Below are 26792 nucleotides of genomic sequence, written 5' to 3'. Positions count from 1 at the left end.
TCCGGCTTGGAGGCGTCCACGACGTAGATGCCCGACTCGCCGGTGGCGGTGGTGCCGCCGAACGCGCGCGGGTCGCGGGACAGGTAGATGTCGCGGACGGTGCGCTGGTTCGCGCGCGAGGCGGGCAGGCGCTCGGCCGCGAGCCGCTCCAGGAACCGGGTCTGCTCCACGGCGGAGATCTTCAGCGGGCCGTCCAGCCAGAACCGGTCCACCACGGTACCGGTCCGGCGGTTGCCGTAGCCGAGCCGGTGCAGCCACTGCCCCTCGCGCTGGAGCCCGACACGACGGGCGATCACCTGGAACGCCGCGGCGTTGGAGATGCGGACGGCCTCCCGCATCGTCATGTCGTGCTCCCACTCGGGGAACGGCTGCGGCGTCCCGTCCCAGGGGATCACCTCGTCGGGGCTCTTGACCACCCCGGTCTCCAGGGCGACCAGGGCGTGCGGGACCTTGAAGCTGGAAGCGGGCACCAGCGGCGTCTCGGCGAGCCGCCGGTCCACCACCGTGGTGGAGCGGGTCTTCACGTCCAGCAGGGCGAACGAGCCGTGCACGCCCGCCGCGTCGAAGACGGCCCGCAGATCGTCGCGCTCGACGACGCCGGGACGGATCTGATCGGCCGCGGCGACGGTGGCGGCGCGCGGGGCGGTGTCATGGGCGGTCGCGCCGCACGCGGCGGTACCGAAGAGGGTGAGCGCGGCGAGCGCGGTGGCGCCCAGCCGGAAGCGCGCGGTGCGGGAAGAGGGCTTGATCATGCGGCTTACTCGATCACCGGACGATGCGATCTGTCCAATATGGATATCGATCAGCGATTGATACTGATTCACGTATCAGCGCAGCTCATCCTTGACGACCAGCCGGTCATGTGACGTGACGTGTCGTGCCGGTCACCCTGACACTCCTCCCCACCAAAAAAAGGCTGTATTTCATTCTAAAAGCGGATATTGCTCGACCTGAAAGCCGCCCCATTAGCCTCGCCATCACCTTCAGGACCGCCCTTGAGAACGCTTCAGATATTTCCCCTGCCGCCCCCCACCGCCATCGGCGTTTGGCCCGGGCATTTAATCGATACATATCCCTTGCTCGACAGACCGGAATACTCTCGGAGCCACCTCTATTTCATCTCCGCCGACCACTGCGAGCATTACGTTAGGGAACGGCTAGGGCAATCCCGGCCGCGGCGCTGAAGGTCGAGCACGTGAACCGGAGTGCCTCACGCAGCACCGGTTCCCCGTTCACCGGCGACCCCGGTGTGATCAATTTTCGGCCCGCCCACAGGCGGGCCAAGCGAAGGCGGAGGCAGTCCCATGGCGGAGAACCGGAACGCGATCCTGTGGGGGACGTGCCCCCAGAACCTGTCCGGTTCCGACTTCGCCGCGAAGGACGCCTCCTACGGGCCGCTGACCATTCGCCGCTCCTACCAGCCCGCTGCCGCGGGCATGCCCGTCTCCTGGACCCGGAGCACCGGCGGCGTGGACGTGGGAAAGCGGGCCAGTTGCTGGAGCGCGAAACCGTCGATCACCGCGATGGCCGGCGGGCGCCTGGACGCGCAGACGCTGAAGTTCCTGCGGTCCATCCCCAAGAGCCACCTCGCGTTCGTGTCGATCTGGCATGAGGGCGACGGCAAGATCCGTAACGGGGCCTTCCGCCTCGCGACGTACACGGCGGCTCTGAAGCGCTTCTGCGAACTGGTGCGGCAGGTGCAGTCGGAGGGCTGGACGCACCTGCACACGGTCCAGATCCTCACCACCTGGTCGGGCACCTCCCCCAGGGCGGGCAGCACCTATGCCGACACCTGGCCGGGCGACGGGCTCGTGGACGTCCTCGGCGTGGACGGCTACTCCCACCTCGGAAGCGGCCCCACCCTGTGGGGGCCCGCCGTGAAGTTCGCCCGGTCCAAGGGCATCCCGTGGGCGGTCCCAGAGATCGGCTACGGCAGAACCGGCACGAAGAGCGTGACCTGGTTGAAGGACCAGGTCGCCTACCTGACGACGACGCCGGGCGGCGGCGAGCACACGAGGTGTGCGTTCGCCTGCTGGTTCGACACCGCCGGCCCCATCTCGTCCCCGACGCCCGGAAACGTCCCGGGATGGATCGCGGCGGCCAAAGACGCGTCGCAGACCTACTACAGCGATTACACCGACTTTGCGCTCTGATCGAGATGGGACGCTGATGCCGTCATACGCGCGCGGATTCCAGCGCTCACTACCGCAGCGCGCGACGCCGTGCTTCTGCGCGGCGCTCGCAAGAGCGATCAGCTTTTTACCCGGATGAGCGCCTGCTGACGTTCACGCGTGACTTCGCCGGCGAGCGACCACGCACTCCTCGTCGCGGCGGCCGAACTCGCGGTCATCGCCACGAGCCGCGTCATGCATTCGAGCGCACTCACATCCTCGCGATTCGCACATGCCCGCAGGGCGGCGCCGGCATGCCGCCTGTCCAGAAAGGAGGCAGTGTTGCTGTACGGGGTCGATGTGGCCAGCTACCAGGGCACTCCCAACTGGCCGGTGGTGCACCGGTCAGGAATCCGCTTCGGATTCTCGAAGGTCACCGAGAACACCAACTACACCAACCCCACCTGGGGGCACAACCGAGCGGGAATGCTCGCCCTGGGGGCGGGCTTCGTGCCGGGGGCGTACCACTTCCTGCACGGGGAGAGGGGCGCCGCGCAGGCCCGCTTTTTCCTCGCCAGGGCCGGCGATGTCTCCCGTCTCGCGGTCGCGCTCGACATCGAGGCGTCCGGCGCCAACGCGACCACGGCCAGGGAATGGGTGGCCGAGTTCAAGGACCGCACCGGCGGTCATCCCGTCATCGGCTACTTCCCGCGCTGGTACTGGGAGGCCCACGGCAGACCCGATCTCAGCTTCTTCGACACGATCTGGCAGTCGCGGTACGTCTCCGGCTCCGGCACCCCGGCCGCCCTCTACAAGAAGGTCCCCTCCTCGTGGTGGGTCCAGTTCGGCGGGGAGCCCATCTCGATCCTGCAGTACTCGTCGAGCGGCGCGGTGCCGAGCATTCCGGGCCGCTGCGACGTCAACGCCTTCCGCGGCTCGCTCGCGGGACTGAGGAAGCTGGCCCTCGGGCCGCACCAGGAGGACGAAGTGCCCATCCGCAGCAGCTACGGCAAATCCAGGCCCCAGACTCTCGCATGGGGGCGGTTCACCCGCCTCAACTGGGACGTCACCCACGCCGACCCGGCCAAGTCCCATTCCGAACCCGACAGGGACCACCCCGACGGCTATCCCGGCTACGTGGCTCCCACCTCGACCTGGGCGGACATCGACACCGTCGTCCGCATCGGAGGCCTCGGCGAGGGCGACGAGTACCAGCTGCAGTTCGAGGTCCACGACTGGAAGGACGGGAAGTCCGCCGGATCGTGGACCGAGGTCCGCGCCGACGCCAAGGCGACCGGCGGCGACCAGTTCGCCACCGGCACCATGCCCAAGGGGCTCCGCAAGGGCCAGCACGTGTACGTCTCGGTCGCGGCGTTCCCCGCCGGCGGAAAGACCGATGACCGGCCCGCCCCCCGGGCGTTGTCGGGCCGATGGACGATCGCCCAGGACCGCAACTGACCCGGACCGGCACGACGCCCGCTCTCCCCCGCGGAGCGTGCGTTCCCCGTACGAAGGAAACAGCCCGACGGACGAAGGAGACCGATGGCTGAAGCCGACCGCATGGACGAGGTGGATGTGAACCCCGCTGTGCACAGGGCGACCGAGACCGACGAGGTTCAGGTCCTGCGTGCGCTGTACGGCGAGCCCGACGCCGACGGGATCTTCCGCGGGCGGGACGACGACGGCGAGGAGGGCCGATGAGCGCCGCGAAGATCATTGCGGCGGCGCGCAGGTCGCTGGGGATGTCGGGGCGCCCGAACCCCATCACGCGGGAGTACGCGGCCCGGAACGGGAAGGAGTACCTGCGCGCGTCCTGGTGCGACATGGCCGTCACCTACTGGGCCCGGCACTCCGGCAACGCCTCGGCGGTGCTCCCGGGCGGGGACCGCGCCTACACCGTGTGGCACGTCGACGACTTCAAGAAGGCCGGTCGCTGGCGCGCCGGCACCGCCTCCGCGGTCGACCGGGCCAGGCCCGGCGACATCGTCTTCTTCGACTGGGGCGGGAGCAACCGCGGCGGCGCGGTCGACCATGTCGGCGTCGTGGAGAAGGTCCTCGGGGGCGGACGGCTCCAGACGATCGAAGCCAACACCGGCGACGCGGTGAGGCGCCGCGTCCGCGCGGCCGGCGTCATCGCCGGCTATGGACGGCCCGCTTACGGAAGCGGCTGGATGGAGGACGCCGTGAAGGACCTGCCCACGATCTCCAAAGGCGCGAAGGGCTCGAACGAGGCGGTGCAGACCGCGCGCGGCCTGCTTCTCGCCCGCAGCCATCCCGAGGTCGGGACCCGCATGGACCGCGACTTCGACGCCACCATGGACAAGGCCGTCCGCGCCGTCCAGAAGTGGGCGAAGGTCGAGAGCGACGGGGTCATCGGGCCCGACACCTGGAGCGTCCTCCTTCGCGTCCACTGAGCCGAGCCCGCCCCGGCCGGGGCGGGCTGCCGTGCGGGTCCTCCGCAGAGCGCGTGCCGTTTCGCGGCGCACACTGTGCGGCAGGGTCCCGCGTCGCGGAACCGATCAGGCGGTCGGATCGTCGCAGGGTTCGTGGTCGTTCAGGAGATCAGGGACGAAGGGACGAGATGACTCGGTTTCCGCAGTTGCCGGCGCCGGCGGACCTCGCCGCCGCCGGGCCCAAGGGCGCCAAGAAGATGCTGGCCAAGGCCGCGGACCCGCTCCCCGCCGCCGAGCTGGCACCGTTCTTCGAGGACGCCTGCCGGGAGCTGGTGCGGGCGGGAGAGGACGAGCTCGCGTTCTGGGCGTTCGGCCAGGCGCGCAAGGTCGAGAAGGACCATCCCGCGCTGCTCGACCTCGACCGGGTCCACGCCGTCTTCCTCGAACTGGTGCCGGCGGGCGGCGTCGGGCCGGCCGCGATGCGCGACTACGCCAAGACGCTCGCCGCGGAGCTGCCGGGGGAGGAGGCGCACGCCCGCTTCCGGGAGCTGGTCTGCGCGGGGTTCGACGCCGGGGTCATCCCGTACGCCCGGATCTTCCCCGACCTGCGGGCGCTGGCCCGCGGCGCGAAGATCAAGAAGCGGGACGAGGAGGAGTTCCTGGCCGAGCGGCTGCTGCTCGCCGGGCTCATGCCCGTCGCGTCTCACCAGGTCTGGGCGGCCGCCCGTGAGCCGCTCGCCGCGGTGGCCGCACGCGACGTCTCCCTCATGGAGCGGCTGATCGCCGCCGAACCCGACCTCGCCCACCACGAGGAGGAGAGCGGCGAGGGGGTCGCCGAGGAGATCCGGCAGATGTGGCTGGAGTGCCTGGCCGAGAGCGGGGCGGGGGCACATCTGTCGGCGCACTGGTTCGCCGGCGAGGGGCGGGGCTGCGCGGCCGCCGTGCTGCTGAGGCTCGCCGACCAGGCCGGGGACCGGCTGTTCCCGGAGGCCGAGGTGGCGTTCGGCGAGGAGACGGACCCGGCGCTTCCGCCTCCCGACCACCGGCACATCATTCCCCAGACGGAGATGGGCACCGACTCGCCCCGCTGGTGGGGCCCGAACTTCGACCCCGCGGCGCACGCCGCGGACGCGGCGTCCGGGCCAGAAGGACGCGAGCGTTTCGCAAGCCTGCTGGACGCGTTCGTCCGCGACATGGGGTACTACGGCAACGTCGACTACCCGGCCACCGTCAGGGCGCTCTGGGAGCTGCCGGAGACCCGGGAGGCGCTGCGCGACGCCGTCGACGGCTGGAAGGCCGACGCGGCCCGCCCGGACCTTCCCTTCCTGCACACCGCCCTGCACCGCCTGGTCCGGCTGACCGGCAGCGGCCGCTACCTCGACCTGGAGCCGGGCCTCGCCGAGGGGATCGACCCCGCCGACCCCGTGGACGCCCTCCTGGCGGCCCTGCGCGGTGGCATTCCCGCCGAGCTGGCCGTGCCGAGCACGGGAAGGCCGCACAAGTCTCCGAAATCCGGCCGGACGATCCTTCAGCACCTCGGCTACCTCACCATCACGGAACGGTCCTGGAACGCCCACGCGTACGTCACCGGCGACGCCGACCTGACGCTGAGGCTCTCCCAACTGCCCGACGGGCTGCTGCCCTGGTACGACGGCAAGACCGGCCTCCTGTCACGCGTCAAGGACGGCGTCTGGCAGACGTTCCGGGTCGAAAGGCAGACGGGCGAGAGCGTCGCGCTGACCCTGGACCCCGACACCGCCACCGCCCGGCCTCAGGCGCCGGGGACCGCCGAGGTGACGTTCCCCGGCGCCGCCGGGCCGAGCGAGGTCCGGCTGAGCCGGGGTGCGATCACGGTCACCGCCCCCGACGGGACCCGGACGGCGCAGCTGCCCTTCTCGCCCGTCATGAGCACGAAGGGCGGGCTCGTTCCGCCGCCCGGCTGGTGGCCGCGGCGGGATCCGGCGGACCCGGACGGGTCGGCGGCGCTGCGGCGTCTCGACCGCGAAGGCGCGGCGCGGCTGCTGGAGGCGGCGCTGACCGGACCGAGCGCGGCCGCCGACGCGCTGCGGGCCGTGCTGCCCGAGGTGACCGCGCCGGAGCTGCGCGACGGCGTCCTCGAAGCGACCCGGGCGGCCGTCGAGTGCCTCCTCCTGGGCATCGAGTTGCGCGACCGGACCGGCCGTCCCCAGCCGCCGGCACTGCCCGCGCTGGTCTCACCGGCCGCCGATCTCCCGTTCCGGCGCACGACGGCGCAGACGCGGTGGCTCGTGCGCCAGCGGGTCCTGGCCCGCGCGCTGGAGTCGGCGGCGACCGGCGAACCCGCGGCCGGCAGGCCCTACCGCGTCCGCACGGTCGGCCTGCCGCCCGGCGGTCACGTGGGCGCCGACCTCGACACCCTGGCGGGTTTCGCGCTCCCGGCCGTCCTGCCGTGGACGCCCGACCCGCACCGCGAAGGCGTCCTCGACGTCCTGCGCCTCTGGGCCAACGCTCCGATCGGCGACGGGACGGGAGCCTGCCGCATACTTCGCCTCACTCCGGCGGGTGGCGAGGGGCAGTCCAGCGCCGAACGCCAGATGGTCGACAGGCAGCTGGAGAAGGAGGCGCCCGGGGAGCTCTGGCGCACCCCGCACGGCGCCATGCTGATCTTGAGTTACCGGCGAAGCGACCGGATCGCGACGGCCGTGGAGTACGCGCCCGGCGGGACGTTCGACCCGGCCGGCCCGCCCGGCTGGCAGGCGGCCCGGCCCCCCGTCCCCTGCTGGGGCGATGCCGACCGCGTCGTCCGGCTCCTGCGGTCGCTGGACGACCGCGGCCCCGCGCCGATCGACGCCGCCGCCACCGTCCGCGCTCTGGCGGAACGCGCGGGCTTCGGCCTGGCGGACGCCGTCGCGGTCTGCAGGTTCCCGGCGGACGTCCTGGGCGACGACATTCCCATGACCGGCGCCACGCTTCCCTTCCCCATGCGGGACGCGGTGCGGGAGCGCCTGCTGCCCGACGACCCGGCCGACCTCTGGACCACCGGCCTGGCCGTGGACGCGGCGGCCGAGTGGTGGCGGGCCCACGGCGAGAGCCGCCCCTCGACACCGTGATGCCCTGACCGGGTGAGGGGCGTGGATCGACGGCGATCCGGCGCTCAGAGGGCGCTGCGCTCCAGCATGTCGTGCATGTACGCGCGGAAACGGCGGAGGGTGGGGGGGTGATCCGCGAAGCGGCGGATCCCCTCCTCGTCGACGACGCCCACGTGGACGAACCCGTTGACGATCCAGATGATGTTCCAGAGGCCGAGTTCGAGGTCGTAGTCGGCGCGGACCGCGCCCCGGAACATCTCGACCACGGCGGCGATCAACGGCCGGTACAGCTGCTCGACGTCCTGCACGTCGGCCGCGTCGTTGAGCCAGCGGTGCACCCACAGGGCCCGCAGCTGCGGATGGGCCACCGAGTAGTCGAGGTAACTGTCGACCAGCGCCACCAGACCCGATATGTCGGGCGGGACGCGCGCCATCACGCTCCTCATGTGCGCGGCCTCGGCGTTGGCGTACCTGGTCATCACCTCCAGGTAGACATGCCGCTTGTCCTGCGCCAGGCGGCTGACCCTCTGCGCGCTCATCCCGGCGACCTCGCCGATCATCTGCAGCGAGGTCCCGTCGTATCCGAGCTGCACGAAGAGCCTTCCCGCCGCCTCGACGACCAGCTCATATTCCTCTGCGTCCTCCTGGGCAGCCACAGTCCCTCCCCGGAAACGCGCTCTCTCCCATCGTTCCCCGACTCGTCCGGGGCATCCGGCGGGGCGGCCCGGAATGACCCCGCATTTACCGACCGTCACCGGCGCAGCGCTCGCATCGGAGGTTCCTGGGGGTTCTCGCCTCGCCGCATTCGCCGCAGTGCGGGCAGTAGGCCACCGTGGTCCTGACCCAGCATTGGGCGCTGAGGGCCTCACTGCCGAATCTGTGGTCCATGGCGTCCCCGTCGGTTTCGGCGGTCGTCCCCTCGGCCCGGCCGTTGCCGTTCAGGACGGGGTAGCGGCGATCGCACGAACCGCACCGTCTCAGTTCCCAGGTCGCCTTGCAGACGTCGCACGTGCTGCGGAACGTGGACCCGTCCCGCGCCTGGAAGGTTCGCGCGGGGTCGCTTGAGGCGTTCCGGCACAGGGGGCACCGGACGAGTTCCGCCAGGCTCTCCGCGGCGGCCCTCACCTCGTCCCGCAACCGGTCGACCACTTCGGCGTTGTCACCGCGTTGCATGAACTGGGCGGTGCGATGAGCGAGCGTCCCGATCCGGCGGAGCACCGCGGCGAGTTCATGGGGGGCGGGCGGTCTCACGATGGTGAGGCCGTTCGCGGCGGCGGCGATCCAGTCCGCCCCGTCCGCGACGGCGTTCGCGTCGCGGCTCGGGCAGTCGATGCGGGCCGGGTACCTCTCGAACAGGTGCTGGGCGAGGGCCCAGCGCAGGCTGCGGGCCAGCCGCGTCACGCTGTCGATCTCCAACGGCGACACCGGGAGGAGCGCCGGCGCCCGGCCGCCGCCGCCGGAGGGAGCGGGCGCCTCGCAGCCCTGGAACGTCCTGAGCCGGATGCGGAGGGGCAGCTTCTCCCGCTTCTCGCGCTGCCCCGGGTAGACGACCAGCGTGCGCGGGTCGGTCGCGGCCGCGGCGGCGAGCGCGTCGATCTCCTCGGCCGTCCGGCCCGGCTGCTCCGCGGCGACGAGGGCGTGCGCCACCGGAACCACGCGCAGGACGGCCTCCCCTCCGCAGTGCAGCACGAAGGTTCCCGTCCGCTCCCATCGAAGGCCGACGGCCTCCCGGTGCTCGGCGACGCATCGGACTTCTCCGCCGGGCTTGAACGGGCCTTCGGGAACCAGGTCCAACTGCGCCAGCGCATGCATGAGGAGCAGGCCGGTGTACAGGGTGAACGACTCGCACCACTCCTGGATCCGGTCGTTGGACGGCCCGGACGCCCCGTTCCCGCTCCTCTCGGCGACCCACGCCCGCCAGAGTTCCGCGGCCCGCCTGTACCTGTCGTCGTTCGTGAAGACGTTGGTGCTGCGCAGGACGGTGCCGACATCGGTGTGACGGTGGACCCCCGGCAGGATCGTCGGCCCGCGGAGTTCGACCAGTGCGTTGCGCAGCCTCTCCAGGTCCTCACGCAGCCGTCTGGCCCTGGTGCGCCGGGTGCTGCTCTCGACGAGCCCCTCGATGAGGAGGAACATGTACTGGCTCACCCGCCACGGGCGGCCGCTCGCGTCCGCCGCGTAGGTGCTCACGTCGTCGAGCATGGCCTCGATCTGTTCGACCTCGACCAGCCGTCCCTGCACGTGGTCCCAGAGATGGTCGACGAGCCTGGCGAGCACCCGGTTCTCGTAGAAGTCCAGATCGGTCTCGCGCGCGGGGTCGAGGAGGCGCGCCGGGCGGATGCCGTCGGGACGCAGCGCCGCCCAGTCCTCGCTGCGAGCGGTGAGCCGGGTGATGGCGGCGGGAGTGACGCGCCGTGCCCGCGAGGCCGGGACCAGCCGGTTCACCGCCCGCAGCCTGGCCACGGGCAGGTGGCACGCCGCGCGCAGGTGCGGGAGGCAGCGCTCGATCACCTCGTCGATCTCGCGGGGCCGCAGCCGCTCGTCCATGTCGGCCCCGCCCATCAGCGGAGTCTCCGACAGCCAGTCCTCAGCGGTGACGTCCCGCGCGACCAGCGAGTCGAGCCTCCTGCCGACGGCCGTGACGATGTACGTCGTGATGTCGTCGGGCATGGCGTGGTGCCCGAAGTCGCCCTCGTCGCGGTGGCGCCGCGTCTCGTCCCACAGCGTCCATGTCCCGTTCGCGGCGAGGTACCGGCCCGGGCGCACCGCCGTCGCGTTCAGGAAGAGGGGGCGGTCGCCGGGCGCGAAGAACAGCCTGCCGAGGGGCATGCGCCCGCCGGGCGGCCGCTCCACCTCGCGTCCCAGCAGCCGGTCCCAGATCCGCGCCGGCATGTCAGACGCCTCTCCGCAGGTGGATCTCCTCGTCGAGCCGTTCGAGCGACCTGGACGGCACGGTGCCGAACGGCTTCCAGAGCCCGGTCAGGTCGTCGCGGAGCGCCTGGATCAGGTCGAACGGGATCTCGAACCGGCCGCGGAGCCTGCGGAGGACACGGGTCGCGAAGGCGTGGTCGGCCGCCAGCCCCTGGCTGCCGCCCGCCGCGCACACGACCGGGACGAAGGCCTCCAGGTACTTCGCGGTACGGGACCCCGACGCGATCCGGAAGTCGCGGAAGAGGCGGTCCCGCAGCTCACCGTCCAGGAAGGCGGACACGCTCCGCGCGGCCTCCGCATGCGTCCGGCGGGCGCGCTCGAAGGCCGCTTCGAGCGCGCCGAGCGCCAGCGGAGCCGGCAGCGGCGGGACCGGCTCGGGCTCGAACGTCCGGGGACGGGCGGGCAGTTCCAGCACGTGCGACCGGTCGTAGGTCTTGTCGGCGAAGGCCACCGTCGTCTCGTCGTGGTTGGCCGTGCCGACGAACCACACGTTCGGCGGGATGACGAGCTTGCGGCCGTCCACGAGCCCGCGGGGGGCCGGCCGGACCTCGGTCGTCATCAGCTCCAGGCTGGGCGGGGCGCCGTTCGGCTTCCTCGTCTGCCCGATCTGGTAAAGAACTTCGCTGAAGTACTGCTCCGGATGCGACAGGTTCATCTCGTCCAGCACGACGAAGAACGGACGGTCCGCGTGCGCGGGGCTTCCTGCCTGGTAGAGCGCCTGGGTGAAGGGCGACTCGTAGAACCTGCGCTCGAAGGCGTTGAAGTACCCGACGAGATCCTGCGGGGTTCGCCAGTCGGCGCTCACAGGGACGAGCGCGGTCTCCGCCTGGAGGGCCTTGGCGAAGACGATCGGAAGCTGCGTCTTGCCGATGCCGCTGATCCCCTGGAGGAGGTGCAGCCGCGACGCGGCCAGCCCGCCGAGGAAGAGGACCAGGTCCTCCTCGGCGTAGAACATGCGGTATTGCTGGGCGACGAAGTTCCGGAGCCAGTAGACGAAATTGTCCAAGGGCGGGACGCGGCCCAGAAGGTCGTCGCGCTTCTCGTTGTACCGCGTGTCCATCGCGTGGCATTCGGGGAAGGGCGACTCGCCCTCCTTCCGGGCCGTCAGGCTCTGGATGTCCTGGTGCAGTTCCTGGACGCGGACGCGGTAGGCGTCGACCGACGCCTCCATGGCCTCCTTGGTGACCTTGAGCCGTTCGAGTTCCAGAGCGGTGATCTGATGGCCGGTGAGCTGCCGCTGCAACCGCTCGTTGTCGGCGATGAGGACCGCGCGCTCCTCGCGCCAGCCGCGCTCGGCCTCCTGGAGCCTGGCGAGCCGTTCCATCACGTCCTCGGGCACCTGGCGCTGAAGGCGGAGCTCGGCGTTCTGGGCGCGTAGCTCCTGTAGCTCCTTCAGCACCTCGTCGGGCGACCGGTGGCCGAAGGCCCGGTCGACGCGGTTCCGCTCGTCGCGCTCCTTCTCCATGTCGGCGGCGTGGTCCTGGAGCGCCCTGCAGCGCTGCTCCAGTTCCCTGGAGCGCAGCTCGGCCCGTTCCACGGCCGCGGCGACGGCGTGCTCCACGCGTTCGCTCAGCAGCGCACGCGCATCGGTCAGGTCCTCGTCGCGGGCGTTGAGCTCGACCTCGAACGCCCGGAGGCGCGCCCGTTCCTCGGTGAGCCTCTCCGTCCGCTCGGCCAGTTCCCGGCGTTGCGCCTCCAGTTCGGCGCTGAGCGCGGCCCGGGTGCGGGCGTGTTCCTCCGCCAATTCCCGCTGCTGGGCCTCGACCTCCCGCCGGGTGCCCTCCAGCGCCTTCCTGGCTTCGGCGAGCGCGGTCTCCTTCGCGCGTTCCCGAGCGGCGACGAGCTTCCGCTCCTCGTCGATCAGCCGTTCCTCCCGCTCGTCGAGTTCGCCGCTCCGTTCCTGGACGATGTCACGTCGCGCCTTCAGATCCCGGGCGTCCTCGTCGAGGGCCGCGAGCCGCTCGGCCACCTCCTCGTTCTGGCGATCAAGGGCCTGCCGCGTTTCGGCCACGCGCTCGGCGGCCTGCGTGAACAGGGCCACGGCCTCGGCCGCTTCCTGCCATCGGGCGGCGACGGCCTTGTCGTCCACCCCGCCGGCCGGAGGTTCGGCGGGCGCGGGCAGGGACTCCTCACCTCCGGCGGCGGCCACCGCTTCGGTGCGGCGCGCTTCGACCTCCTCCTCGATCGCCTTCTGGTTCACCGGCCTGGCGGCGGCGGAGGGCCTGGTCCGGCGCTGGGGCGTCTGCCGACGCGCCTGGGCGGGGCGCTTCTTGGCCATCGTGGACTACTCGTCCTTCCTGGGGGCGGAACGGATGCGTCGTTACTGCAGGGCGATGAGTTCTGGGACGGCGAGGGCGGCGAGTTCGCGGCACCACTTCGCGTCCTGCACGGCGGAGGGGTCACGTCCTCCGTGCGAGACGCGGTTGCGCATGGCGCCGAGCGCGGCGAGGGCGCTGAGCAGGTCGGGGCGCCGCGCCGCCAGCCGGTGCAGGGGATGCTCGGCGTTCCTGTGCGCCGCCACGAGGGCCAGGGCGCCGACCTCCTTCAAGGTCACGTTCTTGCCGGCCTCCACGTCCCTGGCGGCCTTGCAGAGATCCTGGACGAAGAGCTGGGGAACGGCCTGGAACCCGACGCCGTGTGCGGCCTCCTCCACGGCGGCCCGTCTGAGCGCCTGGGTCGACGAGACGGCCCGGACGGAGCCGACCGGCACGGGATAGCCGCGCGCCAGGCGGCGGAAGAGCTCCTCGTACAGGCGGTGTGTCGCGTGCACGACGCGCTCCAGCGCTCCGGCCTGGTCGCCCAGCATGACGGCGAGGTCAACGTCGGTCATCAGGTCCAGCGCGTCCTCGTCGCCGCGGACGTCCGCGCCGAACTCGGCGACGAGCACGGATTCGACGTGGGCGCGCGCGGTCGCCTCCGCCCGGCGGTAGGTGCGCTCGGCGTTCTCCGCCCTGCTCCGGGCCACGCCGCGGATCCGCTCCGCGAGCGCGCCGCCGTCATGCAGGCGCCGCTCCAGCAGTTCGCCGAACATGGCGCTGGTCCCGACGCCGAAGGGGTCGTGCGCGACCAGCTCCCCGCCTCCGCCGACCACGGCGAAGCCGACGACCAGGACGGGCTCGGGGGCGTCGATGAAGGCGATCCGGCTCAGGTCCGGGGGCCGGTCCTCGTCCGGCCCCGGGCGGGCGCCCGGCTGCGCCGCGGGCGCCAGGCCCTGGACGCGTTCGAACTCGCGCACCCGCTGGGCCTCCCGCGCGTCCCGGTCCAGCCGGGCGACCTCGACGACCTGTTCGGGGCCGGGCCGGCCGGGGACGGCGGCCCCCGGCGCCGCGTCGGCGACGTCGACGATCGCGGCCTCGATCGGGTCCGGGTGTCCCGTGGTGCCGAGCTGGAGCCCGGCCCTGCCCGGCGCCCGCCAGGTGACGTGCGCGTCGACGAGCCGCTCGGCGGTGCGGGGCCACAGGTCCCCGCCGGCCTCGGGCGACTGGAAGACGTAGCGCACCGACCAGGACGTCTCCTCGGCGACGCTGCCCGTGCGGAGCGCCCGCCTCCCCTCCTCGGTCAGCTCCCCCTGCCGGTCGAGCAGCCCCTGGCGGACGGCCTGGTCGACGATGTGCGCGCACAGCCGCACATGCAGGTTGATCCGGGCGGCGATCAGGTCGGGTTCGCGGACGCCGGCGTGGCAGAGCCCCAGCACGACGCGTTCGAACAGGTCGAGACCCCTGCGGGGCAGGATCGGGGCGGTCACGCGGTGCGCCCACGCCGGGAAGGCGACGCAGATCCGCTCGTCGCGCCTCGGCGGCGCCGGGCACAGCTGGACGATCCTCGCGCTACGGGGAAAGGACGGCGCCATGGCCACCTCCCGACCGGCACAGCCGGAGGAACTCGGTCAGCGGCTCCACCTGCGCGGGAGCCGCGGCCCCTTCGAACATCGCCGAGTCGCCCACGGTCACGAGCAGGCGCTTCTGCCGGCTCATCGCCACGCACAGCCGGTTGCGCAGGGTGAGGTGGCCGTAGCGGCGCCGCACCCAGCGGTCGTGGGCGGCCGTGCCCGCGTCCGGCGGGTCGGCCGGAGGCGACGACCTCGTCGTGGACAGGAACACCACATCGAACTCCTTGCCCTGGAAGGCGTCGACGCTCCCGACGTGCAGGCGGTCCAGGCGGCGGCCGCCCGCGTCGTACTGGAGGCCCTTGGCCGGCTCGTAGCCCTGGTCGGTGCGGCGGGCGAGCTCGCGCGCCGCCAGCTCCCGCCAGATCTCGTCCACCTGGTCGGAGTAGAACGAGATGACGCCGAAGGTGAGGTCCGGAGCCGCGGGCAGCAGCCTCTCCAGTTGGTCGGCGACGGCGCGCGCCTCCGCCCGCCGCCGCTTGCTGCGCTTGCCGGATTCGGCGCCCCGGGAGTTCGGGACGTCGATCCACGCCGCGTGCACGCCCTCGTAGCCGGGCAGGGCGTGCGCGAACTCCGCGTCCGGACGCGGCGATTCGAGGATGCCGCCGTAGAAGCAGCGGCTGACGAACTCCCCGAGCGTCCGGTGCATCCGGAACTGGGCGTTGAGGGTGACGACCCGGTCCACCGGGGCGCCGGGAGCCCCCAGGTTCTCGAACAGGCGCTGGAACAGGCTCTCGCGCAGCCTTCCCCGCGCGCCCGCGTCGAGCCGCTCCACCTGCCGCTCGACCTCCGGCTCCAGCATGTGCGGGAGCTGGTTGTGGTCGCCGACGAGGACGATGCGCCGGCCCGCGTGGATCAGCGGGATCATGAGGTCGAGCGGGTTGGCGCGGGCCGCCTCGTCGATGATCACGGTGTCGAAGACGACGTCCTCGATCCGCGCCTCCTGCTTGGCCCCCGCGACCGTCGGGGACGCGGCCTGCTGGCAGGTGGCCGCGTAGGAGGCGGTGTAGGCGCGCAGCGTCCACTCCACGGCGGCCGGGTCGCCCCGCAGCCCTTCGAGATAGTCCAGCATGGCGAGCTGGGGACCGCTCTCGCCGGAGTCGCGCACCCGCTCTTCGAGGTCTTCGGCGATCTCGGCGAGCAGGTCCTCCACCTCGGGGTCGGCGGCGGCGGGGGCCAGGGGCCCGCTCGCCGGCCGGAGCGCCTCCAGCAGCCGGTCCCGCGCCTCCGCGAGCTCGGCCAGGAACGGGACGGGCTCGTCGACGTCCCAGGAGGCCGCCCTGGCCAGCAGGTCCAGGTCGGCCGCGCGCTCGGCGTCCCGCCCCTCCAGCGCGCGGACCCGGCGCAGCGCCTTCGCCGCCGCCGCGGGTCCGTCGTCGGCGAACGACTCGGCGAGCGTCCGCACGCCGCGCAGCGCCCGGATCGTCAGCTCGCGGTCGTCGTCGAGGTCGAACGGGACGGGCCGGGACGCGGTCCGCGCCCGCAGCCGCGTTCGGTGCAACCGGTCCGCGAGGTCGGCCGGGAGGAGGTCGCCCGCGAGCTCCTCGATCTCTTCGAGCAGTCGCGCGGTCTCCTCCGGCGGGGTCGGCGTGAGCAGGTAGGCGGCCGCGCGGGCGGTCACCGTCCGCAGCAGGCCGAGCGCCCGCCCGAAGGAGTCGGCGTTGATCTCCTCGGTGAGCCAGTCGACCGTCTCCTGGAGCCACCGGTCCGTCTGGACGGTCGTGCCGCGGCCGGCGCGGTCCACCTTGTTGGCGGGGAGGCCGAACACCCGCGAGCGCTCCACCAGTTCGTCCACCGCGGCGTGCTGGAAGCTGGTGAGCAGGATGCTGCCGCGCAGCCGCGCGTAGCCGCGCCCCTCCTCGGCGAGGCGCGTCTGCAGGGCGGTGATCACCTGGGTCTTGCCCGTGCCCGGCGGGCCCTGGATCACCGCGATGTCGGGCGTGTTCAGCGCCACCTCCAGCGCCCGCTCCTGCATCGGGGTGGGCTCGCCGCCCCGGAAGCAGTCGCGGACCGCGTCGGAGATCGGCCTGGTCCTCCTCCCGGGGGGATCCGCGCTGACCGTCTTTCCCTCGAACAGCGCCAGCAGGTTCGGGATCCTCGTCCCGTCCGCGAGGATCCGGTCGAAGGCGTCCTTGCGCCTCTGCATCTGGCGCCGGTCGCCGCGGAACGAGCGGTAGAGGAACCCCTGGGGCGGAGGGGCGACCGTCCGGTCCCGTCCCACTCCGGAGACGCGCCGCCGTCCGAGGTCCACGAGCCTCAGGTCGATCGTGCCCGCCGCGACGTCGGCCGCGACGACGGTTCCGCTGACCACGTCCCTGCCGAGCCGGTCGCCGATCAGCGCCCATGCCGAGTCGTCCTCCTCGTCCGCCGCCGCCAGGGCGGCGGGGAGGGTCTGCGCGGCCTCCAGCTCCAGGGTCTCGCGCGCGTCGAGGGCGCGCCGGGCGCGTTCCGCCAGCGTCAGCTCCTGGTCGTCGACGTGGGACGACCCGTCGAGCCGGAACCGGTACACGCCGTCGCCGAGCGGTTCGCGGCCGGTGTAGCGCCCGAACCCGATGTCGCGCACCTGCCGGCGGACGAAGCGGGTTTCGAGCCGGTTGTACTCGTGCCACATGGCGAGGAAGCCCTGACCGGTGGCCAGCCGGTTGAGCTGGTGCTTCATCTCGGCGCGCAGCTCGCTCGCCCGCGAGACGTCGGTGAACGCCAGGCGGCACTCGGTCAGCCGCAACGGCCCCTGCCCGTCCTCGCCGCCGGTGCGCCGCAGGCGATGCAGCACCAGCCGGTCGCCCTCCGTCCGGACGTCCCCGGTCACGCCCCGCCCGTGGATCCGGTAGCCGGCCGGCGCGCTCGGGTCGCTCAGGCCGATGGACACGACCAGGCGATGGGGCGCTTCCGGCCCCGCGCCCGCCCTCGGGGGGATCAGCAGGCGCTCGGCGAGCCACCGGATGATCTCGTCCGGCCTGTCCCTGAGCTTCCTGTCCCACTTGCCGACCGTGTCCATGACGCGGTCGCCCACACCGACGGACTGCGGTTCCAGCGGATCCGCCTGCTCGTAGGTGTAGAGGTCCAGGCCGATCCGGAGGCGGCGCCGCTGCCCCTCGTCCTCCACCTTGCGCGTCGACAGGACCGCGATCCGGGCCCGGTTCGAGATGGCCCGCGCCAGGCGTTCGCGGTCCTGCTCCCCCGCGGGTCTGACCCCGCCTCGGACGGTCCCGTCGACGCCGGCGACCACCTGGCCGCTCGGCAGCTTGGCCAGGGTCACCTCGTGCCAGCCGTCGCCGAGATTCCGGAGAGCGTCGGGGGCTCCGTCCCAGAGCAGCCAGACGAAGTCCGAACGTCCGGGCAGGGGTTCGTTGACGGCGCCGGCCGCTCCCCTGGGCGCGGGCGCACGGCCGCCGCGGCCCGGCGCGCTCATGTCCGGCCCGTTCCGAGCAGGCGGAACCGCAGCACCCGGTGGAGCTGCGACCGGTGCCCGAAGTGGACGCTCCACTCGGGAACCTCCTCGTACACCGGAACCGTCAGCTCGCCGCCCGGCTCCACGACGCGCGGCGAACCGCCGGTGCGGCGGCTGAGCCACAGCGGTTCGCGGCCCCTGTTCCGCACGGCCAGCCTGCTGCCCGGCTCCCACCACAGCCAGGCGACGGGACGGTCCTGGTCGGCGTCGGGCGCCAGCTGCGCGGTGCGCGCGGTCACGCACAGCCATTCGCGCGGCGGAACCGCGAGGCCGTCGCGGGGCGCGGTGTACGTCTCCTCGCCGGGGACGGCGAGGTGCATCAGGCCCATCAGCTGGCGGGGCGTTCCGGCTCCGCACCACGGGCAGGCGGCGGCTCCGACGATGAACGTCTGCGGGCAGTGCGCGCACGTGAGCGTGAGGTCCGCGGCGGTCTGGAGCTTCGTGCGCCATTCGGCGACCGTCGCGCGCTCGGCCGGACGCGACCGCCCGGCACCGAAGGTCCGCTCCGCCAGCGCCAGGAGGCCGGGGGTGAGGACGGCCCGCCTCGGCAGCCCGTAGCTCGACCGGTTGCGGTCGTCGCCCGGATCGTCGATCCAGGGCAGCTCGCCCGCGAAGGCCCGCTCCTCGTCCTCGGGCGCGCCGTCCTGGACGTCGTCGCCGAGGAACGGGTGCACGAGCGCGAGCAGCTCGAAGGCGATGACCGCGAACGCGTGGGCGTCGCTGAGGCTGGAGATGCCCATGCGGCCCGCGACCACCTCGGGCGCGCCGTACCCGGGCGTCGTGAACGACTCGTCGGGGACGACCGACTCGACCTCCAGGTTGTCGGCGTCCACCAGCCAGACCTGGGAGTGCTCGGCGGACGACGAGGCCATCATGTTCCCGGGAGAGGGGTCGCCGTAGACGATGCCCCGGGCGTGCAGCGCCGCCAGGACGTCCGCGGCCCTCGCCAGCAGCCGGAGCCGGCGCCGCAGCCCGCCCGTCTCCCCGTACCAGTCCACGAGGTCCGTGCGCGGCGGCGGATGGGCGAGGACGCGCAGAGCGGTCATGTCGCCGAGCAGTTCCATCGTGTAGCCCACGTCCGGCTCCGCGAGCATGGCCAGCGGACGGGATATGGCGAGCCCGTCGAGGTCGAGCCGTTTCACGGTCCGGAGCCGCTGCCGCAGCCGCTCCGCGGCCCGCCGCGTCCGGACGCGGAGCACCTTGACGGCGACACGGTCGCCGGCCGCCCAGACCTCGCCCTGCCCACCGGTTCCCAGCAGGCGGGTCAGCTGGAGCGGACGTCCGTGCTCGTCCTTCACCACGCGCATTTCGCCGACGTCTCCGTCCGTCTCAGCCCAGCAGGTCCTCAAGCTCGTCGAAGGACATATGCGACGTGTCGTTCGGGCGGTCGCTGCGCGCTCTCGCGGTGACGCTCATGGTCACCCAGGAGAAGTACCGGGACAGCAGGTGCGCCTCGTCGGCGCGGACGGGCTGGATGACGGGATCGTCGATGAAGGCCCGCAGGACGTCGAAGGCCTCCTCGTCCATGTCCTGGCCGACGCCGACGGCCAGCCGCACGGCCTTGCCCCCGCGCGGCGAGGCCAGCAGACGCTCCAGCGCGTCCCGCCAGTCGTCGTTCGGCAGTCCGTCGGACACCAGGACCAGGGTCGGCGTGAAGGCTCGCCGGGAGATGACGTTCTCGTCCGCCAGGAGCCCGTTCACCAGGTCGAGGGCCTCGCCCAGCGGTGTGCGCCCGCGGGGCAGCATGTCCTCCCAGACGACCTCGGCGGCCGGGGCCGGGGGCTGGTGCAGCGCCGCGCCCCCGCCTCCGAAGGTCACCACGCCCACCGTGATCTCACCGCGGACGGTGTCCTCGTCGGCGAACGACCTGATCATCGTGGCGACGCTGCGGTTGAGCACGTCGATCTTCCCCGCCTCCGCCATGCTCCCGCTGACGTCGGCGAGGACGAGCACGGGCAGGGGACGGGGCGGGGGCGCGGACGGCCGGGCCATGAGGGGGTCGGGCATGGCGGTTCCCTTCTGGTGTCCGGAGAGCGAAACATTCCAGAATGGGAGGCATCACACCTTCCGTCAAGGCCTTTCCGGAAAAGGGTTAACTACAACCATTAATCGGTCCGACCATAATCCGTTCCAGGACTATACGGATGAAAACGCCCAATCGGCGTGCACTCGGCCGTTCGCCTTGTGCACGCCGATGTGGACTGCCCGGACATCGCGGTTCTGGTCGCGGCGCTACCGGGTGCGGACGGGCAGGCGGCCCGCGACGAGCGGGACGACGATCGCCGCGGCCACGAGGTGCGCGGCGATCAGGGTGAGCCTCGTCGCGACCGTCGCCGAGACGAGCAGGTCGGGCACGACAGACAGCGCGGTGAGGACGGCGGTGGTCGCGAGGAACGCGCGCCTGGGAGCGGCGGCCCACCGGCGCAGCGCCACGGCCAGCAGTACGCCGATCGCACTGAACAGCAGCGTGAGCTGGGTGAAGCCGATGCCCGCCGTCACCGTGGGCACCCGCGTCATGGGCCCCCGCGAGGCCGGGTGGACCGAGAGCGCGATGGCCGCGCTGGCCGGAACGGGCCTCACCGGCGACGAGCGCATGGCGGCCGCGTTCCTGCTCTTCGGGCACACCCGCACCACCCACTCGATGGCCACGGCCGGCACCCAGGCCTGGTCGGGCGGCAGCGAGACGGCCGAGCTGATCCGCGGGCGGGCGGACCTGTTCCCCGAGCTCGGCAAGGCGTTGAGCGGCCCCACTCCGGTCCTGGACGACAACGCCCGCGCCTTCGGCCTGGCCCGCCTCCTCGACGGCCTGGCCGCCCTCATCGAGGAGCGGTCATGACCGCGGAAAGGCTGGCCGCGGACTTGTCGGCGACGGCCTGATCACGGCGCTGCGCATCTTCTACGACACCGCGTCCACCCGCGCCGCGTTTGAACGCGCGACGGGCGGTTCCTGGCGCCGCGAGCCCTGACCCGGCGCTGCGCCCTGGGCCGGCAGGGGCCGATGTTTCGCGTCGGCGGGCAGAGGGATGAGTCCTTTCTCCAGAGGTGGGGAGGCTTGGATGGCGCGGATCGATCGGATCGCCGAGCCATGGGGGACGAGGACGCCCTACGGCCCGGGCGAGGACTGGCCCGTCAGGGTGGACGCCTTCCTGGAGGAGGGAATCTCGGCCCAGGACGTGGACCGGTGGGTGCCGACCGCGTCGATCCTGCATTCCAACGGCGACGGGATGGACATCGCGGTCAGGGACGGCCGGATGGTCGGTGTCCGCGGCGCGGCCCGAGACAGGATCAACCGGGGACGCCTCGACCCCAAGGATCTGTACGGCTGGCAGTCGGGTTCCTCGCCGGACCGGTTGACCCGTCCGCTGGTCCGGCGGGACGGCGGGCTCGTGGAGACCGACTGGGACACCGCGATGGACGCGATCGTCCGCCGGAGCCGGGAACTGCTGGACGAGCAGGGCAGTAGCGCGTTCGGCTTCTACACCAGCGGGCAGCTCTTCCTGGAGGAGTACTACACGCTGGCGACCCTCGCCCGCGCCGGGATCGGCACCAACCACCTGGACGGCAACACCCGCCTGTGCACCGCGACGGCGGCCGCGGCCCTGAAGGAGTCGTTCGGGTGCGACGGGCAGCCCGGGACGTACGCCGACATCGACCACGCCGACGTCATCGCGCTGTTCGGGCACAACGTGGCCGAGACGCAGACCGTGCTGTGGATGCGGATGCTCGACCGGCTGGCCGGTCCGAACCCGCCGCAGGTGATCTGCGTGGATCCCCGGACGACGCCGGTGGCGCGCGCGGCGGCCGTGCACCTGGCGCCGCGTCCGGGCACGAACGTGGCGCTGATGAACGGCCTGCTGCACGAGATCATCGCGGCGGGCAAGGTCGATCGCGACTACGTCGACGCCCACACGGTCGGGTACGAGGAACTGGAGCAGCGCGTCAAGGAGTATCCGCCCGACCGCGTCGCGGAGGTCTGCGACGTGCCCGAGGAGCGGATCCGCCGGGCCGCGGGGCTGCTCGGCGACGCCGGACGGCTGGTGTCGACCGTCCTGCAGGGGTTCTACCAGTCGCACCAGGCCACCGCCGCCGCCGTGCAGGTCAACAACCTGCACCTGATCCGGGGGATGCTCGGCCGCCCCGGCTGCGGGGTCCTGCAGATGAACGGGCAGCCCACCGCCCAGAACACCCGCGAATGCGGCGCCGACGGAGACCTCCCGGGCTTCCGGAACTGGGCCAACGGCGACCATGTCGCCGACCTGGCCCGGATCTGGAACGTCGAGCCCGAGCGCATCCCGCACTACGCGCCCCCGACCCACGCCATGCAGATCTTCCGGTTCGCCGAGCAGGGGTCGATCCGCTTCCTGTGGGTCAGCGGGACGAACCCCGCCGTGTCGATGCCGGACCTGGCGAGGATCCGGACCATCCTGGCGCAGGAGCGGCTCTTCCTGGTGGTGCAGGACATCTTCCCGACCGAGACCACCGAGCTGGCCGACGTGGTCCTGCCGGCGGCGACCTGGGGCGAGAAGACCGGCACCTTCACCAACGCCGACCGGACCGTCCACCTCTCGGAGAAGGCCGTCGAGCCGCCCGGCGAGGCGCGCCCGGATTTGGAGATCTTCCTGGACTACGCCGCACGGATGGGCTTCACCGGCAGGGACGGCACTCCCCTCGTCGGATGGACCGGCCCGGAGCCGGCGTTCCGCGCCTGGCAGGAGTGCAGCCGCGGACGCCCCTGCGACTACACCGGCCTCAGCTACGAGAGGCTCCGCGCCGCGGGCGGCGTCCAATGGCCCTGCGACCGGGAGCATCCCGACGGCACCGAACGCCTGTACTCCGACGGCCGTTTCTGGTCCGCGCCCGAGTACTGCGAGAGCTTCGGCCACGACCTGGTCACCGGCACCCCCGTCGAGGAGGCGGAGTACCGGTCCCTCGACCCGTCCGGCAAGGCCCTCATCAAGTCGGCCGGCTACCTGCCGCCGCACGAGGCGCCGGACGAGCTCCGCCCCTTCCACCTGATCAACGGCCGCACCGTCTACCACTTCCACACCCGGACCAAGACCGCCCGCGCACCGCAGCTGCGGGACGCCGCCCCGGACGTGTGGGTGGAGATGAGCGCCGCCGACGCCGAGGCCCACGACATGCGGGAGGGCGACCTCGCCGAGATCTCCAGCCCGCGCGGCGTCGTGCACGCCAAGGTGCGCGTCACCGGCATACGCTCCGGTGTCCTGTTCCTGCCGTTCCACTACGGCTACTGGGACCTGCCGGACGGCGCCGGCAGGACGCGCGCGGCCAACGAACTGACGATCACCGACTGGGACCCCGCCTCCAAGCAGCCGCTGTTCAAGACCGGCGTGGCCACCCTCCGGCTGCTGGAGCGCGGCGGCGGACCCGCCTCCGCCGATCGGGCCGCCGAGGCCGGGCCGGCCCGGAGCCGGACCGCGATGACCGACGAGGAAACGCGATGAACGGGATCGGCCTCGCCCTGCGGGGGCTGCACCACGGCGAACGCGGTCTCGCCCAGGATCTGCTGCGCGTCTCCGAACGCCACGCCGGCGAGCACGAGATCCACCACGTGGCCCGGGACCTGTCCGCCTGGTCCCAGCGGCACCTGCGCGAACTCGCCGAGATCGGCGGCCGGTACGGCGCCCGCCTGGGCGCCGCGCACGCCCTGGAGACCGGGCTGGCCGCGAAATTCCGGGGAAAGGGAAGCGAGCTGGTCAAGCACCGCGGCCCGCCCGGCATGCTGCTCCTGCACGACCTGCGGCACATCCACGTCCAGGCCGCCGGAGTCTCCCTCGACTGGGAGATGATCGCGCAGGCCGCCCGGGGCAGCCGCGACACCGCGCTGCTGCGGCTGGCCCGGCGCTGCCACCCCGACACCCTCCGGCAGATGCGCTGGGCCAACGCCCACCTCAAGCAGCTCAGCGCCCAGGTGCTGAACAGCTGAACCCGCCCTCCGGCTCGCCGGAGGGCGGGGGGACAACCGGCCGGCGGCGCGCCACAACCGTCGGTTGTGCGGCCCTAGGGTGATCTCGTGGACACCGAGGCGCTGCGATCGTTCGTCCGGGCGGCCGAGCTCGGGCAGCTGGGGCATGCGGCCGACGAGCTGGGCGTGACGCAGCAGGCCGTCTCCAAGCGGATCGCCGCCCTGGAGCGCGAGCTGGAGGTCAGGCTGTTCACGCGGACCGCCCGGGGAGTCGAGCTGACGCTCGACGGCCAGGCGTTCCTCCCCCACGCGCGGAGCGTCGTCGCGGGCGTCGACCGCGCCGTCGCCGCGGTCAGGCCGGGTTCCCGGGCCCTGCGGATCGACGTCCTCGGCTTCCGCAGCGCCCAGGCCGTCGTCCTCCACGAGTACTGGCGGTCGCGCCCCGGGACCGACCTCGACCTGGTGACCCTCAGGGTCGACGACCCGCGCGCGGCGGTCGCCGCCGTCGAGGCGGGCGACGTCGACGCCTCGTTCCGTACCGTCACCGACCCGGCCGTCCTGCCTTCCGGCGTGCGGATGGTGCGCGCGTTCGACTCCCCGCTGGAACTCCTCGTCGGCCCGAGGCATCCGCTCGCCTCCGCGCGGAAGCTGACGCCGCCGGGGTTGCGCGGGCACCGGATCTGGGTGCCGGGCATCACGCCGCGGAGCGAGTGGGGAGAGTTCTACGATCAGCTCGCCACCGAGTTCGACCTGCGCATCGACGCGGCGGGCCCGCATTTCGGAGACGACGTGCTCCTCGACGTCCTCGCCGACTCCGCGGAGGTGGCCACCCTCGTCGGGGCACGCGACCGGTACGTCTGGCCCGCGACCCACGACCTGCGCCGCGTCCCCATCGTGGACCCGGTCCTCGCGTACCCGCTCTCGCTGATGCTGCCGAGCAGCAGTCCCCATCCGGGACTCCGCGCGATCACTGCTTACCTCGCAGGCCTGCCGAGGCTTCCTGAGACGGCCTGGCTCCCGTCCTGGGCGCGGACGCGCGCCTGACGAAGGCCGCCCGACCGGATCGACCCGTCCACCGTTCCACCAGAAAGGATCGCGGCATGCCCGGCGACCGTCTCATGCGCATCCACAGCGCCGAGTTCCAGTCCATGGCCGAGAGGGTCCTGCGGACCACCGAGCTCACCTCGCGCCTGAACGTCCTGCCCTTCGAGGACGAGGCGGGCAAGGCCGAGCTGTTCGAGCAGATCTTCGGCAGGCCGCTGCCGGCGAGGGTGACGATCTATCCGCCCTTCTACACCGACCACGGCCTCCGGCTGGACCTCGCGGAGCGCGTGTTCATCAACCAGAACTGCACGTTCCTGGACTACGCCGGCATCCGGCTCGGCGAGCGCGTGATGATCGGGCCGAAGGCCACGTTCATCACCGTCGGCCACCCGGTCGACCCCGGGGAGCGGCGGGAGTGGCTGACCGGCGGGCCCATCGACGTGGCCGAGAACGTGTGGATCGGCGCCGGCGCCACGATCCTGCCGGGCGTCAGCATCGGCCGCGACTCCGTGGTCGCCGCCGGCGCGGTGGTGGCCGACGACGTTCCGCCCGCGACCCTGGTGACCGGCGGGAAGGCGGCCGTGAACCGGCGGTGGTGACGGGTTCCGCGTCGGGCGGTACGCCGGGTGGGGCCCGCCGTCTTCTGCTACAAGTGTAGTAGCAAGCGGCCGGCGGTGCGGCCGCCTGGATGACGACAGGAGAGAGGGCCCCATGGTCTTCAAGCAACTGCTCGGCGCCTTCGGTGTGGGCGGACCGTCGGTCGAGACGGTTCTCGCCGCCTCCCATGCCCGCCCGGGAGACCACCTGACCGGCGAGGTACGAATGCGGGGCGGAGACCGCGACGTGCACGTCCACCAGGTGGCGCTGAGCCTGGTCACCAGAGCCGAGTACGAGCACGGCGACCACGAGGGGGCCGGGAGCAGGGAGTTCCACCGGGGAGCGATCACGGGCGGCTTCTCTCTGGGCGCCGGGCAGTTCCACACGATCCCCTTCCAGATGCCGCTTCCCTGGGAACTGCCGCTGACCGAGGTCTACGGGCAGCACCTGCACGGCATGGCCATGGGCGTCCGCACCGAACTCGAAGTCACCGGCGCCGTGGACGCCGGCGACCTCGACCCGGTCTCGGTGAGCCCGCTGCCGTCCCAGCAGCGCGTTCTGGACGCCTTCGGGACGCTGGGATTCATGTTCAAGAGCGCCGACGTGGAAGAGGGGTACATCGCGGGCGTCCACCAGGAGCTGCCCTTCTACCAGGAGATCGAGTTCTTCGCGCCGCCCCAGTACGACGGCCGGATCAGCGAGGTCGAGCTCACCTTCGTGTCCGATCCGCACGGGCTCGTGGTGGTCCTGGAGGCCGACCGCCGCGGGAACGTCTTCTCCGAGGGCGACGACGTCTTCGGTCGCTTCCACGTCTCCCACGACCAGGCGTTCCACATGGCGTGGGAGCACGAGGTGGAGGGCTGGCTGCGGGCCGTCGCCGGGCACCTCCACGGAGGGTTCGCCCACGGGTCCCACGAACCGCACGGGTTCCATCAATCCCACGGGTTCCAGGAAACCGGGCACCACGAACCGCACGGGCACCATTCCGGAGGCCGCGGCGGGCCGGGCTGGGGCGGGGTCGCGGCCGGAGCGGCCGGGGGCCTGGCCGCCGGGTTCGTGGCGGGCGCCGTCGTCGGCGAGATGCTGGACGACGACGAGGAGAAGGAGGACGAGCCGTCGGTGGGCGACGCCTTCGCCGACGTGAGCGGACAGGCCGTCCAGGACGCCTACCAGGCCGCGGCCTACGAGCAGGCGTACGAGGACGCCTACGACGACGCCATGGAGACCTTCGAGGACGAAGGGTAGGGGGCGGCCAGCCAGATCCGGCCGAGGCAGGCCAGGAACGCGCCGAGCGCCCAGCCCGCGACGGCGTCCGTCGGCCAGTGGTAGCCGAGCGCGACGACGGCGACCGCGACGGCCGCCGCCGCGGTGTGGGCGGCGGCCGT

The 26792-nt window shown here is 72.5% G+C and carries 21 protein-coding genes; 11 read left to right on the top strand and 10 right to left on the bottom strand.

Annotation, left to right across the window (positions count from 1 at the left end; genetic code table 11):
• Positions 1-752, bottom strand: a 752-nt coding sequence (locus tag AB0C69_RS11960) for a penicillin-binding transpeptidase domain-containing protein (protein ID WP_360352821.1), incomplete at its 3' end; no start/stop codon positions are given.
• A 552-nt stretch (positions 753-1304) separates the two neighbouring features.
• On the opposite strand from AB0C69_RS11960, the gene AB0C69_RS11955 reads away from it, so the two are divergent.
• The 5 genes from AB0C69_RS11955 to AB0C69_RS11935 all read left to right on the top strand — a co-directional run bounded on the left by AB0C69_RS11955 (position 1305) and on the right by AB0C69_RS11935 (position 7593).
• Positions 1305-2153, top strand: a complete 849-nt coding sequence (locus AB0C69_RS11955; protein WP_360352819.1) for a hypothetical protein — start codon at positions 1305-1307, stop codon at positions 2151-2153.
• Between the two features lie 300 nt (positions 2154-2453).
• On the top strand, positions 2454-3569 hold the full coding sequence (locus tag AB0C69_RS11950) for a glycoside hydrolase family 25 protein (protein ID WP_360352817.1): 1116 nt from the start codon (positions 2454-2456) through the stop codon (positions 3567-3569).
• 84 nt (positions 3570-3653) lie between these two features.
• Complete coding sequence (locus AB0C69_RS11945; protein ID WP_345172557.1) at positions 3654-3812, top strand: hypothetical protein; 159 nt, start codon at positions 3654-3656, stop codon at positions 3810-3812.
• Positions 3809-4525: a CHAP domain-containing protein gene (locus AB0C69_RS11940; protein ID WP_353833860.1), complete on the top strand. Its 717-nt coding sequence runs from the start codon at positions 3809-3811 to the stop codon at positions 4523-4525. The genes AB0C69_RS11945 and AB0C69_RS11940 overlap by 4 nt, the downstream gene beginning before the upstream one ends.
• 167 nt (positions 4526-4692) lie before the next feature.
• Positions 4693-7593, top strand: a complete 2901-nt coding sequence (locus AB0C69_RS11935) for a hypothetical protein (protein WP_360352814.1) — start codon at positions 4693-4695, stop codon at positions 7591-7593.
• 44 nt (positions 7594-7637) lie between these two features.
• On the opposite strand, the gene AB0C69_RS11930 is transcribed toward AB0C69_RS11935, so the two are convergent.
• The 8 genes from AB0C69_RS11930 to AB0C69_RS11895 all read right to left on the bottom strand — a co-directional run bounded on the left by AB0C69_RS11930 (position 7638) and on the right by AB0C69_RS11895 (position 20339).
• Complete coding sequence (locus AB0C69_RS11930; RefSeq protein ID WP_360352812.1) at positions 7638-8228, bottom strand: TetR/AcrR family transcriptional regulator; 591 nt, start codon at positions 8226-8228, stop codon at positions 7638-7640.
• An 85-nt stretch (positions 8229-8313) separates the two neighbouring features.
• On the bottom strand, positions 8314-10464 hold the full coding sequence (locus tag AB0C69_RS11925; RefSeq protein WP_360352810.1) for a hypothetical protein: 2151 nt from the start codon (positions 10462-10464) through the stop codon (positions 8314-8316).
• Between the two features lies 1 nt (position 10465).
• Positions 10466-12781, bottom strand: coding sequence for an AAA family ATPase (locus AB0C69_RS11920; RefSeq protein WP_360352808.1), 2316 nt, complete (start codon positions 12779-12781; stop codon positions 10466-10468).
• A gap of 42 nt (positions 12782-12823) precedes the next feature.
• Complete coding sequence (locus tag AB0C69_RS11915; RefSeq protein WP_360352806.1) at positions 12824-14353, bottom strand: hypothetical protein; 1530 nt, start codon at positions 14351-14353, stop codon at positions 12824-12826.
• Positions 14331-17801 (bottom strand): AAA domain-containing protein, encoded by a 3471-nt coding sequence (locus tag AB0C69_RS11910; protein ID WP_360352804.1) that lies wholly within the window; start codon positions 17799-17801, stop codon positions 14331-14333. The genes AB0C69_RS11915 and AB0C69_RS11910 overlap by 23 nt, the downstream gene beginning before the upstream one ends.
• The gene (locus tag AB0C69_RS11905; RefSeq protein ID WP_360352802.1) at positions 17798-19147 is read right to left on the bottom strand and encodes a hypothetical protein; all 1350 of its coding nucleotides are present in this window, start codon (positions 19145-19147) and stop codon (positions 17798-17800) included. Before AB0C69_RS11905 ends, AB0C69_RS11910 begins: the two co-directional genes overlap by 4 nt.
• 22 nt (positions 19148-19169) lie before the next feature.
• Positions 19170-19847 (bottom strand): VWA domain-containing protein, encoded by a 678-nt coding sequence (locus AB0C69_RS11900; RefSeq protein WP_360352800.1) that lies wholly within the window; start codon positions 19845-19847, stop codon positions 19170-19172.
• Between the two features lie 225 nt (positions 19848-20072).
• Entirely contained in the window at positions 20073-20339 is a 267-nt protein-coding gene (locus AB0C69_RS11895; RefSeq protein ID WP_360352798.1) for a DUF6069 family protein, read from the bottom strand.
• On the opposite strand from AB0C69_RS11895, the gene AB0C69_RS11890 reads away from it, so the two are divergent.
• The 6 genes from AB0C69_RS11890 (at position 20326) to AB0C69_RS11865 (ending at position 26652) form a co-directional block, all read left to right on the top strand.
• On the top strand, positions 20326-20676 hold the full coding sequence (locus AB0C69_RS11890; protein ID WP_360352796.1) for a TetR/AcrR family transcriptional regulator C-terminal domain-containing protein: 351 nt from the start codon (positions 20326-20328) through the stop codon (positions 20674-20676). The two genes, AB0C69_RS11895 and AB0C69_RS11890, sit on opposite strands and share 14 nt — an antisense overlap.
• A gap of 220 nt (positions 20677-20896) precedes the next feature.
• Positions 20897-23305 carry a nitrate reductase gene (locus AB0C69_RS11885; protein ID WP_360352794.1) on the top strand — a complete coding sequence of 803 codons (2409 nt, stop codon included), beginning with the start codon at positions 20897-20899 and terminating at the stop codon, positions 23303-23305.
• Positions 23302-23787: a hypothetical protein gene (locus AB0C69_RS11880; protein ID WP_353833850.1), complete on the top strand. Its 486-nt coding sequence runs from the start codon at positions 23302-23304 to the stop codon at positions 23785-23787. Before AB0C69_RS11885 ends, AB0C69_RS11880 begins: the two co-directional genes overlap by 4 nt.
• 87 nt (positions 23788-23874) lie before the next feature.
• Complete coding sequence (locus AB0C69_RS11875) at positions 23875-24810, top strand: LysR family transcriptional regulator (protein ID WP_360352792.1); 936 nt, start codon at positions 23875-23877, stop codon at positions 24808-24810.
• A gap of 56 nt (positions 24811-24866) precedes the next feature.
• Positions 24867-25409, top strand: coding sequence for a DapH/DapD/GlmU-related protein (locus AB0C69_RS11870; protein ID WP_353833848.1), 543 nt, complete (start codon positions 24867-24869; stop codon positions 25407-25409).
• 112 nt (positions 25410-25521) lie between these two features.
• A complete protein-coding gene (locus AB0C69_RS11865; RefSeq protein WP_360352790.1) occupies positions 25522-26652 on the top strand; it encodes a sporulation protein in 1131 nt (376 codons plus the stop codon).
• On the opposite strand, the gene AB0C69_RS11860 is transcribed toward AB0C69_RS11865, so the two are convergent.
• Positions 26613-26792: phosphatase PAP2 family protein (locus AB0C69_RS11860; RefSeq protein WP_360352788.1), on the bottom strand; the 180-nt coding region annotated here is incomplete at its 5' end. The two genes, AB0C69_RS11865 and AB0C69_RS11860, sit on opposite strands and share 40 nt — an antisense overlap.

The organism is Actinomadura sp. NPDC048032 (assembly GCF_040653175.1).
Taxonomy (GTDB): domain Bacteria; phylum Actinomycetota; class Actinomycetes; order Streptosporangiales; family Streptosporangiaceae; genus Spirillospora; species Spirillospora verrucosospora.
This window is presented reverse-complemented; position numbering and strand designations above follow the sequence as displayed.

Excerpts from the sequence above, each read along its gene's own strand:
- AB0C69_RS11955 (WP_360352819.1), top strand. The coding sequence starts at position 1,305 with ATGGCGGAGAACCGGAACGCGATCCTGTGGGGGACGTGCCCCCAGAAC.
- AB0C69_RS11945 (WP_345172557.1), top strand. The coding sequence starts at position 3,654 with ATGGCTGAAGCCGACCGCATGGACGAGGTGGATGTGAACCCCGCTGTG.
- AB0C69_RS11940 (WP_353833860.1), top strand. The coding sequence starts at position 3,809 with ATGAGCGCCGCGAAGATCATTGCGGCGGCGCGCAGGTCGCTGGGGATG.
- AB0C69_RS11935 (WP_360352814.1), top strand. The coding sequence starts at position 4,693 with ATGACTCGGTTTCCGCAGTTGCCGGCGCCGGCGGACCTCGCCGCCGCC.
- AB0C69_RS11925 (WP_360352810.1), bottom strand. The coding sequence starts at position 10,464 with ATGCCGGCGCGGATCTGGGACCGGCTGCTGGGACGCGAGGTGGAGCGG.
- AB0C69_RS11920 (WP_360352808.1), bottom strand. The coding sequence starts at position 12,781 with ATGGCCAAGAAGCGCCCCGCCCAGGCGCGTCGGCAGACGCCCCAGCGC.
- AB0C69_RS11915 (WP_360352806.1), bottom strand. The coding sequence starts at position 14,353 with ATGGCGCCGTCCTTTCCCCGTAGCGCGAGGATCGTCCAGCTGTGCCCG.
- AB0C69_RS11910 (WP_360352804.1), bottom strand. The coding sequence starts at position 17,801 with ATGAGCGCGCCGGGCCGCGGCGGCCGTGCGCCCGCGCCCAGGGGAGCG.
- AB0C69_RS11905 (WP_360352802.1), bottom strand. The coding sequence starts at position 19,147 with ATGCGCGTGGTGAAGGACGAGCACGGACGTCCGCTCCAGCTGACCCGC.
- AB0C69_RS11900 (WP_360352800.1), bottom strand. The coding sequence starts at position 19,847 with ATGCCCGACCCCCTCATGGCCCGGCCGTCCGCGCCCCCGCCCCGTCCC.
- AB0C69_RS11890 (WP_360352796.1), top strand. The coding sequence starts at position 20,326 with ATGCCCGCCGTCACCGTGGGCACCCGCGTCATGGGCCCCCGCGAGGCC.
- AB0C69_RS11885 (WP_360352794.1), top strand. The coding sequence starts at position 20,897 with ATGGCGCGGATCGATCGGATCGCCGAGCCATGGGGGACGAGGACGCCC.
- AB0C69_RS11880 (WP_353833850.1), top strand. The coding sequence starts at position 23,302 with ATGAACGGGATCGGCCTCGCCCTGCGGGGGCTGCACCACGGCGAACGC.
- AB0C69_RS11870 (WP_353833848.1), top strand. The coding sequence starts at position 24,867 with ATGCCCGGCGACCGTCTCATGCGCATCCACAGCGCCGAGTTCCAGTCC.
- AB0C69_RS11865 (WP_360352790.1), top strand. The coding sequence starts at position 25,522 with ATGGTCTTCAAGCAACTGCTCGGCGCCTTCGGTGTGGGCGGACCGTCG.